Source organism: Caballeronia sp. A2-2 (genome assembly GCF_057612605.2).
Map to the genome: position 1 here is coordinate 284,747 of NZ_CM173618.1, position 14,122 is coordinate 298,868.

At 55.9% G+C, this 14,122-nt stretch carries 14 protein-coding genes; 2 read left to right on the forward strand and 12 right to left on the reverse strand.

The genetic code is table 11. The features are described from left to right. Positions 1–46: 46 nt before the first annotated feature. A complete protein-coding gene (locus tag ACZCWR_RS24905) occupies positions 47–931 on the reverse strand; it encodes a LysR family transcriptional regulator (RefSeq protein ID WP_487305709.1) in 885 nt (294 codons plus the stop codon). Between the two features lie 99 nt (positions 932–1,030). On the opposite strand from ACZCWR_RS24905, the gene ACZCWR_RS24910 reads away from it, so the two are divergent. Both ACZCWR_RS24910 and ACZCWR_RS24915 read left to right on the forward strand, forming a co-directional pair. Next, positions 1,031–2,182, forward strand: coding sequence for a TDT family transporter (locus tag ACZCWR_RS24910; RefSeq protein WP_487305710.1), 1,152 nt, complete (start codon positions 1,031–1,033; stop codon positions 2,180–2,182). Positions 2,183–2,308: 126 nt separating this feature from the next. After that, a complete protein-coding gene (locus ACZCWR_RS24915) occupies positions 2,309–2,488 on the forward strand; it encodes a hypothetical protein (protein ID WP_487305711.1) in 180 nt (59 codons plus the stop codon). 666 nt (positions 2,489–3,154) lie between these two features. Here ACZCWR_RS24915 and ACZCWR_RS24920 read toward each other — a convergent pair. The 11 genes from ACZCWR_RS24920 to ACZCWR_RS24970 all read right to left on the reverse strand — a co-directional run bounded on the left by ACZCWR_RS24920 (position 3,155) and on the right by ACZCWR_RS24970 (position 14,113). Continuing rightward, positions 3,155–4,303, reverse strand: a complete 1,149-nt coding sequence (locus ACZCWR_RS24920) for a porin (RefSeq protein WP_487305712.1) — start codon at positions 4,301–4,303, stop codon at positions 3,155–3,157. Positions 4,304–5,086: 783 nt separating this feature from the next. Beyond that, positions 5,087–5,785, reverse strand: coding sequence for a dienelactone hydrolase family protein (locus ACZCWR_RS24925; RefSeq protein WP_487305713.1), 699 nt, complete (start codon positions 5,783–5,785; stop codon positions 5,087–5,089). A gap of 18 nt (positions 5,786–5,803) precedes the next feature. Then, positions 5,804–6,892 (reverse strand): branched-chain amino acid ABC transporter substrate-binding protein, encoded by a 1,089-nt coding sequence (locus tag ACZCWR_RS24930; RefSeq protein ID WP_487306139.1) that lies wholly within the window; start codon positions 6,890–6,892, stop codon positions 5,804–5,806. A gap of 100 nt (positions 6,893–6,992) precedes the next feature. Then, positions 6,993–7,664 (reverse strand): glutathione S-transferase family protein, encoded by a 672-nt coding sequence (locus ACZCWR_RS24935; protein ID WP_487305714.1) that lies wholly within the window; start codon positions 7,662–7,664, stop codon positions 6,993–6,995. After that, entirely contained in the window at positions 7,651–8,037 is a 387-nt protein-coding gene (locus tag ACZCWR_RS24940; RefSeq protein ID WP_487305715.1) for a RidA family protein, read from the reverse strand. Before ACZCWR_RS24940 ends, ACZCWR_RS24935 begins: the two co-directional genes overlap by 14 nt. 28 nt (positions 8,038–8,065) lie before the next feature. Next, entirely contained in the window at positions 8,066–8,416 is a 351-nt protein-coding gene (locus tag ACZCWR_RS24945) for a RidA family protein (protein ID WP_487305716.1), read from the reverse strand. 39 nt (positions 8,417–8,455) lie between these two features. Further along, positions 8,456–9,232 carry an amino acid ABC transporter ATP-binding protein gene (locus ACZCWR_RS24950; RefSeq protein WP_488876515.1) on the reverse strand — a complete coding sequence of 259 codons (777 nt, stop codon included), beginning with the start codon at positions 9,230–9,232 and terminating at the stop codon, positions 8,456–8,458. 16 nt (positions 9,233–9,248) lie between these two features. After that, a complete protein-coding gene (locus ACZCWR_RS24955) occupies positions 9,249–10,346 on the reverse strand; it encodes an amino acid ABC transporter permease (protein ID WP_487305717.1) in 1,098 nt (365 codons plus the stop codon). After that, the gene (locus ACZCWR_RS24960; RefSeq protein ID WP_487305718.1) at positions 10,346–11,503 is read right to left on the reverse strand and encodes an ABC transporter permease subunit; all 1,158 of its coding nucleotides are present in this window, start codon (positions 11,501–11,503) and stop codon (positions 10,346–10,348) included. Before ACZCWR_RS24960 ends, ACZCWR_RS24955 begins: the two co-directional genes overlap by 1 nt. Before the next feature lie 49 nt (positions 11,504–11,552). Beyond that, positions 11,553–12,902, reverse strand: coding sequence for an NAD(P)/FAD-dependent oxidoreductase (locus ACZCWR_RS24965; protein ID WP_487305719.1), 1,350 nt, complete (start codon positions 12,900–12,902; stop codon positions 11,553–11,555). Next, on the reverse strand, positions 12,899–14,113 hold the full coding sequence (locus ACZCWR_RS24970; RefSeq protein ID WP_487305720.1) for a pyridoxal phosphate-dependent aminotransferase: 1,215 nt from the start codon (positions 14,111–14,113) through the stop codon (positions 12,899–12,901). The genes ACZCWR_RS24965 and ACZCWR_RS24970 overlap by 4 nt, the downstream gene beginning before the upstream one ends. Between the last annotated feature and the right edge of the window lie 9 nt (positions 14,114–14,122).

The window sequence follows — 14,122 nt, forward strand, 5'->3', positions numbered from 1 at the left end:
TTCGGTCGCATAAAATGCGACCGCGCTCGGCTTTGAATGGACGCCGTCAGGCAGCCCCCCGGGTCGTCAGGTTCTGGAAAGCCTTTGCCGCCGGGCTGAGGCTTTGGTTTTTGCGCCAAAGCATCGTAAGTTGCCGGACTACCCGAATGTCGTCCACGGGAAGTTCAACCAGATTGCCGCTCTCGAGTTCATCTTTCACTGACAGACGCGATACCCAAGATACCGCCCGCCCGATGCGCAACAGCCGCTTGATCGCCTCCGGGCTGCCGACTACAAGCCCTGGGTCGAGCGCGAGTCTACGGTCCGCATACGCCTGTTCAACGACTTCTCGAGTACCCGACCCCTTCTCCCGCATCACAAGTTCAACGCGCGACAAGGCCGCGGCATTGAGCCTGCGCTTCCCCGCAAGCGGATGCTTCGGCCCAGTGACCGCTATGATTTCGTCGTCGCCGAGTGACATGACGTCGAACACACGATCGTCGTAGGGGCCTTCAATCAGGCCGAGCTGACAGCGCTGCCCAAGCACGGCGCCCTTCACCTGCTCGGTATTGCAAATCGCGAGTTCGATGGTCACTCCCGGATACAAATCACGATACGCGTCCATCAGCGCGGGCATCAAGTACGTGCCGATCGTACGACTCGACGCTATTACCAAATGCCCACGCTTAAGACCGGCGAACTCCGCGACTGCCGTCTCTGCGGCGTCAGCAAGGCGAAAGATCTGGTTCGCGTATTCGGAAAGCAGCCGGCCCGCCTCCGTGAGTTGCATGCCGCGGGGCATACGGTCAAAGAGCGCCACGCCCAGCCGATCCTCCAGCTCGCGTATTTCCCGGGTCAACGCGGGTTGGCTCACGCGCGCTTGTTCCGCTGCAGCCGTGACGCTGCCGGTTTGGGCCACGGCGACAAACGCCGAAAGATGGGTAAAGTTCATGAGATATCAGAATGATATGGGAACCATCGCAAAGATGTATTTTTATTATATGTCGCCCTTGCTTAAAGTTCACCCATCGACCCCTTCACGGAGTTTGCGATGAACCAGAACCTGACAGCCCGGCGCCCGCGCGAAGGCAACCACGAAAGCCTGCTGGAAAACATTCGCCAGTTCACACCGAACTGGTTTGCTGTGACGATGGGCACGGGCGCCGCGTTTCTGGTGCTGAATGCGGTGCCCGTCTCATTCGCCGGCAAGGCGCTCCTTGCCCAGTCTCTCTGGATCGCGGACATCGGCCTGTATGCGACCTTTCTGGTTATGCTCGTCGGACGATTCATCCTCTTCGGCAAAACGATCGAGCCGCTGCTGCGTCACCCGTTGCAATCGATGTTCTTTGGCGCCGTGCCGATGGGTCTCGCACCTATCATCAATGGCTTCGTAGCTTTCGCCGCGCCGCGGCTTGGCGAACCGGCATATCAGATTGCCCTCAACCTGTGGATATTTGACGCGGTGTTGTCGGTGGTCATTGCAGTCGGCGTCCCCTACGCGATGTTCACGCGTCAGGAGCACAGTCTGGAGCGGCTGACTGCAGCCCTGCTGCTTCCCATCGTCGCGCCCGAGGTGGCCGCATCCAGCGCTGGCGTGTTGGCACCTCATCTCCCTGCTTCTCTCGCGCAGCTCGTGGTCGGAGCCGGCTACGTGTTATGGGCAATTTCGGTGCCGCTGGCATTCGCGATTCTGACCATCGTGCTTTTTCGCCTGATCGTCCACAAACTGCCGCATCGCGAACTCGGCGTGACGAGCTGGCTCACCTTGGGGCCGATTGGCACGGGCGCACTTGGACTCATCACGCTCGGGGACGCCGCGAGCAAGGCATTCGCCACCACCGCCTTGCATGACGTCGCCTCCCTCGCGAGCGCCTTTGGCGTGTTCGGTGCGCTGTTGCTGTGGGGCGCTGGCCTGTGGTGGCTTGCCTGCGCAGTGCTGTTCATGTGGCGCTACCGCCTTGAAGGACTGCCTTTCAACCTCGGTTGGTGGGGTCTTACGTTTCCCGTTGGCGTCTATACCCTCGCCACATTCGCCCTCGGACGCGCGACAGGCTTCCAATGCTTCATGCATATCGGCATCGTGCTCGCCGTTGCACTTGGCACCCTCTGGATTATCGTAAGCTGCCGGACAGCCCAAGCGCTCATGAATGGTCAAGTGCGGTTTCGTGCACCGTGTCTCGCTCAAGCCCATACCGCTGCGTGATCAACGTCTTATCCCCTCAAGTGGGCGCTTAAGCCTCAGAAAACAAAAGGAAGACAACATGTCATCGAAAGTCAAACGCATCGCTGTAACTGGCGCCGCAGAACAGATCCACGGCACCGACGACCGATGAGTGTCGATCAGATGAGCATCGTGTCGAGCGGCGGGTCGACTATTTCTCACGGCATCGTGTTCGTCATGCCCGTTATCTGCAACAGCGATCGCTATGGCGTTCTGCCTAACATTGATATTGACGCCTTTCCAGCGCGCCTATTGATGCCTCTATCGCTGAACCGGTGGTCGAAATGAAGCCAGTTCAAGATATCCTCGGATTGCAATGAGCTTCCGGATGCACTGAAAAGACGAGGCGCATAATGCTACTGCAGGCAGACAAGACGTCCGGCGCTGGGTGCCAAAGATACACGGCATAAGCAAGCAGAAAGCGATAAGTTGGAGGCAGAGAGCGAGATTCACCTTTGTTGAACAAGCGAGATCAGCGCAAAGAAATGGTGAGCGCCCGCTCGCCTGCCTGCCTGCCTGCCTGCCTGCCTGCCTGCCGGTAGCTTACGGGAAAGCGAAAGGACTGCCGGAACCGCGCACATTCGCACGGACGTCGGTCGAGCAAGGCGGCGTCGCTAGGATGCCATCCGTTCGTATTCGAACCTGGCCTAACCCAGCGCCCAACGAGTCAAGCAATAATCGACAAAAGCAACAGGACCGTGGTTCACGTTAGCGCGATCTGAACAAATCGGGCAGGCCGATCCCGCGTTCCACGGTGTCTTGGTTCCTAAGGCGGCTTGACACCGTGATTCTTCATTGGTTGTTTTGCGATGCATGGCGAGTTGCCGCCTTGTGCCGCAGCCCGCCATGGTTTAGCTTGTTGATTGAATGCGCCTTACGAATTCGCTACGCGGGGATCAGGTACCTTAACCGGCGCACTGATCCAAACGAATTCTAGAAGAGGCTACAGCTATTTCAAAATCGATGCCGTATTCCAAGACTAACAACGGTTTGCGTGTTTGCTGTGGAATTGTATCCATAGTCGGCCACTGTCGCGTAAGCGCCTTCACCGGAGGCGCGTTGGTATGCGCCGACGAGATAAAGCTCAGTTCGTTTCGAAAGAGAGTAGTCGCCTCCGATCGAGACTTGATGATACGACTGAGACATATTACCTCTAGCGTGCGTATATAGATATCCAACGCCGACAAGAACTGGAGGCGCGATTCTGTAATTTAGTACGCCTGCGCCTACGTCGTAGCGTTGCGTTGTTGCAAATGAGGAAAATGCGTCAGGTTTAAACTGAACGTTGCTATACCGCAAACCGACAGTGATTGGTCCTGCTGCATACTGGGTAGCAATTTGGGCAATCCTGCGTGACTTTGCTGAAGCAAACGGCCGATTGATTGAATAGTTGAATGTACCGTCACCGGTGGCCGTAGAACTCCATGCGCCGGAACGTGCCTCAGCGGCGTTAGCGTTATCAAAATTGACGTAGCCTGCGGCAATACTGAAGTTCCCCATTGTATAACTTGTCGCAAGCGAACATGTCTGCCCTGATCCAACTGCTCCAGGTACGCCGCCAAGGGCATAGAAAGTCTCAAAGCGAAAGCCGGACCAAACCGGTGATGCATACTTCACAGAATTGTTCGTACGTGCTGTGTTGTCGTTGTTGTCCAGGTCTGCCGGAGTCGTAAAAGGGCTTCCCCATATGTTGTCGGAGGTAAGCGGTTGGACGAGATCAACCGTTGGATCGTACTGTCGTCCGAGCGTCAGAGTTCCCCAGCTGCTGTGCGAAAGGCCTACATAGGCTTGGCGCCCAAACATACGTCCACCTTGACCCAAACTCCCGTTGCTAGGGCTGAAGCCGTTCTCTAAGCGGAATACAGCGGAGAGCCCACCGCCAAGGTCCTCAGTTCCTCGCATCCCCCACCGATTGCCCGAAAGATTGCCGCCTCCCATGGCCAACACATTTTTATTTGAAGCGTTCGCATTTGTTGCGTACTGAATGGATTGATCCATAACTCCATAGAGTGTCACGCTGCTCTGCGCTTTGGCGTCCGATCCGCAGATACCGATTGCGCTTAGGACTACTAATCCAACCTTCGTGCGATGCCTGCTATTCATTCTCTCTCCCTTCGTTGATTGCCGTTTAGACTGCTTAGCCTTGACACCCACAAAGAGATCGCAGCGACTAGCCGCTGACGGTCTAACAGTTGTAGGTTCATTATTTGCCCCTGCGTACCGCATAGTAGGACGCAGAAAAAATGAGCAATACCTAGGGTTTACTCTCCCCTCAATCAATCGTGAACTACGGTGCCATATAAGATTGAGACAGACGAAACCACTCATCTCGAATGATCCCACAAGGCAAGTTCTGATCCGATAAATTAGTTTAACTAATCGATTTCGCCGACAGCGACACTCTCGGTCGAGAATCAGCAGAGGCATAGCACCCTTCGCGGTGTCAATCGTTGCCGAGAACACCTGTTTGACACCTGCTTTCACCAAGGTGCTCTCGTCAACGTATCTGCGTTGAAGGATCCTTTTACAGTAGTGTCTTGCCAGCTGAGATTTGCCAGTAGGGCTTCGCAAGAATTACTACACAACATCCTGATCAGACAATCGTTGCAAGTGTAGCTGTGCCGCAACCAACTGCGGTCGTGTCGCAGGTAGCCCGGCACCGTAGTCGAAGCGTGTCGGCAAGCATCAACCCGCCTGCATGATTCCGGTTCACACGCCGAACGGATCTAATGCGCGGTTGCAATGATTTGTCAAGTCCCGGCTTATTTTTGCAATGAAAAGCAGTATGCTCCGCCATCAGCGAACCGCCAACGTCGCAAGAGCCCTGTTCCCACCTCCGGCTTCAAGGAAAATATCCGGGCACTGTCTGCATCAGGTACTGGAACATCAACGGTGTCGCCGCAAGAAATCCAGAGCTCGTTCATGGGCAAGTCCCGCCGCCTTTGCATGGTAAGTTTCCCGCTCCCAACAATTGAAGCCATGATCCGCACCGGGATAGGTGTGTACCTCGGCATCACGACCGATGAAACGTTCATTCAGCGCATGCGCCAGTGAAATTGGGACAAATGGATCGCTTTCACCAAAATGAAACTGCATTGGAGCGACGATGCGATCGCAGGAGTCGAGTTCGTTTTGGATTCCGCCGCCGTAGTAAGACACGCCAACGTCTATCAACCGAGAAGCTGCGGCGGCGAAGACAAGCCATCCTCCGAAGCAGAAACCCACAGCCCCAATCCGACCAACTACTTGCGGCAAAGCACGAAGCCGAGCAGCAGCAGCGCCAACGTCGGCAACAGCTAACCTTTTGTCTAGCTTCTCGTCATATAAGCGGTTGGCGCGAACCCGGTCCTCGCCGTGATAACTCAACTCCATCCGGGGCGCAATGCGCCAGAACATATCGGGTGCTAGCGCAACATAGCCCTGAGCTGCGAACTGCGCGGCTATGCCCCGAATGTGGCCCGTCACGCCGAAAATCTCTTGCAATATCAAAATGCCGGGGCCTCTACCGGAAGGCGGAAGTGCAAGGAACCCTTCGAAGGACCCGCCGTCGGACGCTTCTATATCAATCCACGATGTCGCAGACATACTGGCTCAGATAATGTATTAGAGAGTGACCATATCAAGGATCGTCTTTTTTCCACCCTTGTATGTGTATAGCGTTATTACACCGTGGGACAGGTCACCGTGTGCGTCAAAGGTCGTCTCTCCTGTAATGCCATCGAACTTTGTCGAAGGCATCGCTGCAAGTATCTTGGCAGGATCGGTTGAGTTAGCGCGTTTCATCGCATCGATAACGATGTACACAGCGTCGTAGGCGAACGGCGCATAGATCTGGATCGGCTCGCCAAACCGCTTCATGTATTTGGCTGCAAAACTAGGACCTTCTGGCATTTTTTCCAACGCTTTTCCTGCCTCCGAGCAGACTACGCTCGCCGACGCGTCCCCTGCCAGTGTCGCCATCTTCTCAGTACACATGCCGTCGCCACCAAGAATCATCGAGCGCAAACCTAGCTGACGGGCTTGACGAGCCAACGGACCGCCTGTGGGATCCATCCCGCCCACCATGATAGCGTCGGGATTCTCTCCCTTGATCTTCGTCAGGATTCCGCGGAAGTCCACAGCCTTGTCGTTTGTCGCGTCGCGGGAGAGGACCTTGAGCCCTTGCGCTGCGGCCGCCTTCTGGAACTGATCGGCCAGTCCCTGCCCATACGCGGTCGAGTCGTCAACTATCGCAATAGTCTTCACATGTAGGCCATCACGCGCATATTTCGCGAGTGCCGGTCCTTGCTGCGCGTCCGTGCCGACCATCCGATACGTGGTTTTATAACCTTGCTGCGTATAGGTGGGATTCGTGGCGGAGGGCGAAATTTGGACGATGCCAGCATCACTATAAATCTTCGACGCTGGGATCGTTGTTCCTGAATTCAGATGTCCAACCACGGCGACGACCTTATCGTCAACCAACCTTTGGGCGACCTGCGTCGCCTGGCGAGGGTCGCCGGCATCGTCCTGACCATCTAATTCCAACGTCACTTTGCGCCCATCAATCATTAAGCCGCTGGCATTGATTTCTTCGATAGCCAGGCGCGCTCCATTTTCATTGTCCTTGCCTACATGCGCCATACCGCCGGTCAAGGGCGCGACGCTCCCTATTCTCACGATTGATTGTGCGAATGCCGACGAATAACTCATGGCAACCGTCGTTGTGACTGCCACCGCTACGATGTGACGCATGGGTACCGCCCTCCATCTGTGAGTGTGTGTCTTTAGCTATTTTCTTTCTCAACCTCTTTTAGGGAGGAGAAAGTCCTTCGCGCAAAAGTGCACGTCGCGTTGCGTCTCTATCGGCAACGCGCTTCGCGAGAGCGGTCCAGGTCGGAAACATGCTCTGCATGTCATACTCCAACGTCCGACCACGCCCCCACATCCAAAAGGTGAGCAGACAGGCGTCCGCGACTGAATAATGCGGGCCCGAGGACCACTGATCGTCCTGCGCGACAAGTCGCCTCTCGACCATTTCCCATACAAGCCGACACGACGCGCGCCCCTTCTCAGCAACCTCCTCTCGCGCTGCAATACTGTCAGCGTAGCGCTCCGGTCGCCGCGCGTGTCCGAAAGTTTCGTGGAGGCCCGACGCACACCAACCTAGCCATTCTGCGCATCGAGCACCGTCCTTCGCGTCTTGGGGCCATAGGTTCGCATCTGGATAAAGGCGCGCAATGTAGAACAAAACCGCAGGGAGCTCGGTAACGACAAAGTCGCCATGGACAAGTGCAGGTACACGCCCCTTCGGATTGATTGCCAGATATCCCGCCGTGCGTTGTTCACCTTCGCCTAGCGCAATACGTACGGGGTCGAAGCGGGCACCCGCTTCTTCCAGCGATATGTGCGCAGCAAGCGAGCAGGCTTCTGGCGAGTAGTAAAGTCTCAGGCCGGATGGCGCAGACGAATTAAGTATCGCCATCGATGACCGCCGTACCGTCGATCTCGATCAAAACACCCGGTGCCAGGCGTGCGACTTCAACGGCCGTACTCGCGGGCATCGGGGGCGCTAAATAACGTGAACGAACCTCCCGAACGGTCGCCATTGCGCCAATGTCCGTAACATGGATTGTCAATTTCACGATGTCGGAAAGTGTCGCGCCTGCTGCTTCCAGCGTCCGTTGTAGGTTCTCAAATGCCTGTGCGGTCTGCGCTTCGATCCCACCTTCGACAACTTTCCCGTGAATGTCACGCCCCACATGACCCGCAAGATAGATCGTGTTGCCTACCTTTACCGCGTGCGAGTACGTCGGCGCCGCGTGGGTTCCCTTTGGCTCAATGAACTGCTTCTTCATCACCACCTCCAATCAACCATCGTTCGTGTTATCGCGTTGCAGCGATGACAATGAGTTCCACTAATAGGCCCTTGGAGGCGAGTTGTGCCTGCATCGTTGAGCGTGACGGCGCGTTGTCTTTGTCAACCCACGCGTCCCACACTTCATTAACGGCTTCATAGTCCGCTAAATCAGACAGCAACAGCGTCGTGTTCAGAATTCGCGACTTATCGCTTCCCGCTTGCTCGAGCAGCGCTTCAACTTTTGAGAGAATCTCCGTCATTTGAGCAGCTGCTGTTTTGCCTGGTGTGCCCACCTGGCCTGTTAGATAGACGGTTCCAGCATGCACAACACTCATATGAATGCGCTTACGGAAATCAAAACGCTTGATGTCGCTCATTAGTCAGTTCCTTTAGGAAGAAAGCGGAGGATGAGGCAGTCAATGCATCAACTGGCCAAGAAAATCTTTAGTTCGAGGACTCGTCGGATTGGTGAAGAAGCTTTCTGGAGACTGGTCTTCGATGATAGAGCCTGCATCCATGAAGATGATCCGATCGGCTACACGACGCGCGAAGCTCATCTCATGAGTGACGCATAGCATGGTCATGCCCTCGTCTGCCAGCGCCACCATGGTGTCCAATACTTCTTTAATCATCTCTGGATCAAGCGCTGACGTCGGCTCGTCAAAAAGCATCACCTTCGGGTTCATGCAAAGAGCGCGCGCAATTGCCACGCGTTGTTGCTGCCCACCTGATAATTGCCCCGGATACTTGCCCGCTTGATTTGGAATTTTCACCCGCTCCAGGAAATGCATCGCCCTATCGTGCGCTTGTTCTCGTGTTAGGCGTCGCGTCCGTACCGGCGCAAGCATACAATTCTCCAGCACCGTCATGTGGGGGAACAGATTGAAGCTTTGGAATACCATGCCAACCTCCCGGCGCACCCTCTCAATGCTCTTCGTTGCACCGGACAGCTCCGTACCATTCACAACGATCGTCCCTTGCTGATGTTCCTCGAGCGCGTTGACACAACGGATCATTGTCGACTTGCCAGAGCCGGACGGCCCACAGATCACAATCCGCTCACCGGCACGCACCGTTAGATTAATGTCTTGCAGCACATGGAAACGGCCGAACCACTTGTTAACTCCCCGCAATTCAACAGCCGGTTGGCCGCCGTCCGAGTGTTTCGATGGCATGGTGGTTGATATGGACATGTGCACTCCGCTGAAACTAGCGTGGGGTTTGAAAGCGTCGCTCAACGTACTTGCCGTACTTCGACAGACTGAACGACCCAATAAAATAAATAAGAGCCACGAAGACATACACCTCCGTGTGATACGCACTCCACTCTCCACTGTTAAACGCTGCTTGCGACGACGCCATAAGGTCGAAGAGCCCGACGATGATCACTAGTGACGTCTCCTTGAACGTAATTACGAACTGATTGATAGTCGCGGGCATCGCTATGCGAAAAGCCTGTGGAAGGGTGATAACTGCTGTGGTGTGCCAGTAGTTCATACCAAGGGCATGCGATGCCTCAACCTGCCCCTTGCCCACGGCCTGCAGACCTCCACGCACGATCTCCGACTGATAGCACGCGAAGAAAAACGTGAAGCCTACGAGCGAACGCACTAGCTTGTCGCCTTGAAGTGCGTGGGGAAGCATTAGCGGGATGATCACTGTTGCGGAAAACAGGATGGTCAGCAACGGAAGCGAGCGTGTAAGGTCGACCACGAAGGCAGTTGCATGGCGAAGCACTGGAAACTGGCTTTGCCTAAGTAGCGCGAGCCCGATGGCGATCGGCAGGCCAAAAGCAATCACGGTGATATAGATGAATAGCGTAAGCGTGAGCCCGCCCCAACGCGACGAAGGTACCACTTCGAGTCCGAAGACACCGCCGTGGATGAACAGCAGGAACAGCAGATAACCGCAAAGCCAGATAGGGACCATGCGTGTCGCGCTCCACATCCGCGGCGTGCATGCCAAAACCAGCGTTCCAATCGCTATCAGCGAGGCAAGCGCCGAACGCCACTGCTCTTCCACTGGATAGAGACCAAACAGAATGATTCGCCAACGAGCGCCAATAACTGACCAACAGGCACCGACCGCATCTCTACAACTCAGCGATGTTGTCCCGAATACGCCGTTTACGACTGCCCAAGACAGAACGCGCCACAGCATGAATGCGACCACAAGCGTGCCGAGGGTCGACAAAACGAAGTCGAAAGGGTTCAGTCTGATCTTCTTTGGTACGGGGGGCCCCTCACCGGCTTGCGTCCGCTTGCGAGCCGCGTCTTGCGAAAGAGAAAGATGATCTATATTAGCCATTAGCGATTCCCCTTAAACGCGATTGCTCGATTCAGCGCATTCATTAGAAGCGTGATGGTGTAGTTCAAAGCGAAGTAGACGGCCATCATTGCAATAAGAAACTCCACTGCCTGGCCTGTCTGGCTAATGCTAACAACGGATACTGAATAAACGTCTGAATAGCCGATCGCGCTGCCAATCGCCGTCGCCTTTACAATGAAGAGGAAAATGTTGCTAACGGCGGGCAACATTGAACGCAAGGCAATTGGGAATCGCACCGAAGCGAAGACCGTGCTCGCAGGTAAGCCCAACGCCTGAGCCGCCTCGATCATTCCGCGAGGCACGGACTGGAGCCCCCCTCTGACGATCTCTCCAATGTATGCGGCCGAGAACAGCACGGTCGCCAGCACTAAGGCGATCAGCTCCAGCGGAATATTCCAGCCACCGCGAAAGCTGAATCCTGTCTTATGCGGCAGATCGACTGAGACAGTTCCGTTTATCAAAAGCACGGTACTTAAACCGACCAACGCGATCAAGCTAACGATGGTAAAAACTGACGAGACGCGTCGACGCGCACTCCCGACAAGACTGGCGCGCCATAAACCGATGCTCGCAACAGTGACAAGAAAAAGCGCGACCCACGCCCAGCCCCAAGCACCTGCACCCCCAGTGATAGACGGTAAGAACAGGCCCTGGTTGGTGATAAAAATATAGCCTAGCAGCGAGGGCGGGTTTGCGCGTGGCGAAGGCAGTGATGTCAGCGTTACGTACCAGAACAGCGCCTGCAGTACGAGCGGAATATTTCGAAAAATCTCGACGTAGCACCGGAACAGACGTGCTACGACACGATTGGGGGCCAGCAGTCCGATTCCGATAAGAATGCCTGCGCAGCAAGCGAGCGCGATACTCATCAAGCTTGCCCCTAGTGTATTCACGAAGGCAACCACCAGTGTCCACCAGTATGGATCATCGGCGCTCTGATTTATGAACGGCGAGTTGATCTGCCAGCCCGTCGGTCGTTCAAGCACGCCAAACCCATATGCGATGCCTTGCGCGTGCATGCGTTGCCAGGCGGTATCCATCGACCAGCCGATTAGCGCTACGAGAACTATGAGTACGCCGATCTGCATCGCCCAACTCGCGATTCGGCTGTCTCGATATGCGTTCTTCTGTTTCACCTTGTACCTCTCGAAGTTTGACTGTAGCGGCACAACGATTGACGTATCGCTATATGGCTCGTGTGAGCCCCTTCGGTCGATCAGCCCACGCGTAATAGTTCAGAAGCAGCGGCATAGTCCACCTACTCCGCGCTATCACCGGCAACTCGGGAAACCGATTGCTCTCAAAGATCGTCTGAGCTTCTTCATGCTTACCTAGAATGCGCGCAGCAGCCTTGCGCGCTAGATACGGCCCCATTGCATTCCCCGAGAAACAATAACCCAACGCATAATGCATACCTTCGGGGTTGACGCCTACATGTGGAAATAGGTCGCGCGTGCCTGCACATCGCCCAGTCCACCCATGTGTAATTCGAACGCCGGCAAGGCTTGGGAAGATAAAACGCATGTCGTCCACCAGCGCGGAGATAGTGCTACGCAACCGTGCAGGATCGTCCCCTGTACGACCACCAAATAACAGTCGTTTGCCGTCTGGAGAGAACGTCATGAAATGTGACCGTCGACGATTGTCGTGGTAAGTGCGGCGTTCAGGAAGGACCTCCGCCCAAACCGCTGCCGGTAGCGGCTCCGTCGCGATCATGTATGAGTTGATTGGCGCTAGGCGTGAGTGAAACCATGCAAGGGAGCGGTCGGTGTAGCCGTTCGTCGCAATGAACACGTTTCTGCAGGCGACTGAGCCGCGCCCGGTGTAGACGACGAAGCCATCGTTATTCCGTTCAATACGATAGACGGCGGTGTGTCCCTCAACTCGGGCTCCGGCAGCGTAAGCCCGGCTCGCCATGAATTCGAAGTACATGCCGGGATGAATTGCTCCGTTCTCGACCACCCGTACCCCACCCACATAGAGAGTAGACCCTAGCTCCCGCGCAATCGCATTGCGGTCCAGTATCTCGATTTCCTCACCTAGTGAGCGGGAGCGCCGCTCGTATTCACGGATAAGCTTTGCGAGATGAGACATGCTCATCGCTCCAATTACGCGACTGCACTTTCGCCAACCTATGAGATCTCCCACTTCGTTACCGAGAGCAGCCAGCTTGTCGTAGGCCGTGCGCAGTTCCATGAAATACTCGGTCGCCGTTGACTCGCCGAATGAACTGCACAACTCGCTGAAACTATGCTTGAAGTTTCGTCCAACCTGTCCGCCATTGCGCGTACTAGCTCCGGCTCCTGGCCGGCCGGCGTCAACAACAAGTACATCACGGCCTCCTTCTGCGAGGACCCGCGCAGCCTCGACTCCCGTGAGCCCGGCGCCGACTATTACGACATCTGCGCGCTGCGGCAACGGGAGAGGCTCGAACATTATTTCCGTCGGCCGCGCCTCGGCCCAGTAAGGTTCAAGGCGCAACTCGCCCGCTAGCGTGCCCACGGCGTCGTCGGCAGAATGGAGGTCAGATGTCATTGGATTCCAGCACAGAACAGTTTCAGACGCCGGCAAGCCTCGTCGAGAATCTCTTGCGATGCGGCGTATGAGATACGGAATTGTCCAGGGCTACCAAATGCAGAACCATGGACGGCAGCGACTCCGACCGCTTGCAGAAGCTCGCGAACAAAGTCTTCATCCGTTCGTATGACGGCGCCCGAACTAGTCGTCTTTCCCAGGAAATTTGCGCAAGACGGAAACGCGTAAAACGCGCCGTCGGGGATGGCGCAATCGACCCCCGGGATCTCGCGCAGTGCTGTGATGAGTCGATCTCGGCGAGCGCGGAAAGAACTTCGGCATTTCTCCACGAAATCTTGCGGTCCGTGAAGCGCGGCGGCTGCCGCATACTGAGCGATCGATGACGCTCCTCCTGTCAACTGGCTTTGTACCAACTCCATCGCTTTGATGAGCTGTGCCGGCCCCCCCGCGAATCCGATCCGCCATCCCGTCATCGCGTAAGCCTTAGACACCCCGTTCACGGTCAACGTGCGATTCGCCAAATCGGGGCAGACTTGCGCGAGGGTCATATAAGGTTCACTGGCGTAGATCAAATGCTCATAGATGTCGTCAGTAAGTACCCATACGTGCGGATGCCGCCGCAAAACGTCGCCCAGCGCAGCCAGGGAGCCCTGACTCAATACCGCACCCGATGGATTGCTCGGCGAATTGAGGATCAGCCATCGGGTTTTCGACGTAATAGCCGCTTCGATCGCCTCGGGCCGCGGGAGGAACTTGTCAGAAGCGCTCGTCGTAACGAATACCGGCTTGGCGCCGCACAATTGAGTCAACTGCGGGTAAGACACCCAATACGGTGCCGGAATAACCACCTCGTCGTCGGCATTAAGCGTGGCTAACAGGGCGTTCGCGATTATCTGCTTCGCACCGGCGCTGACGATGACTTCGTTGAGGCCATAATGCAAACCGTTGTCGCGCTGGAATTTCGCCGCTACCGCTTCCTTCAGCTCAGGAACACCCGAGACCGGTGGGTACCGCGTATTTCCTGCAGCGATGGCGGCTCTCGCTGCTTCGCATACATGCTCGGGCGTGTCGAAGTCTGGTTCCCCGATCGACAAGGAGAGAATGTCGTCGCGTCCGGCTGCGCGAAGATCGCGCGCTTTCTGCGTAATTGCGATAGTCGCGGAAGGACTAATTCGCGACAATGCCGTAGAGCGAGTGAAAGTTGTAGACATGTTCTCGGG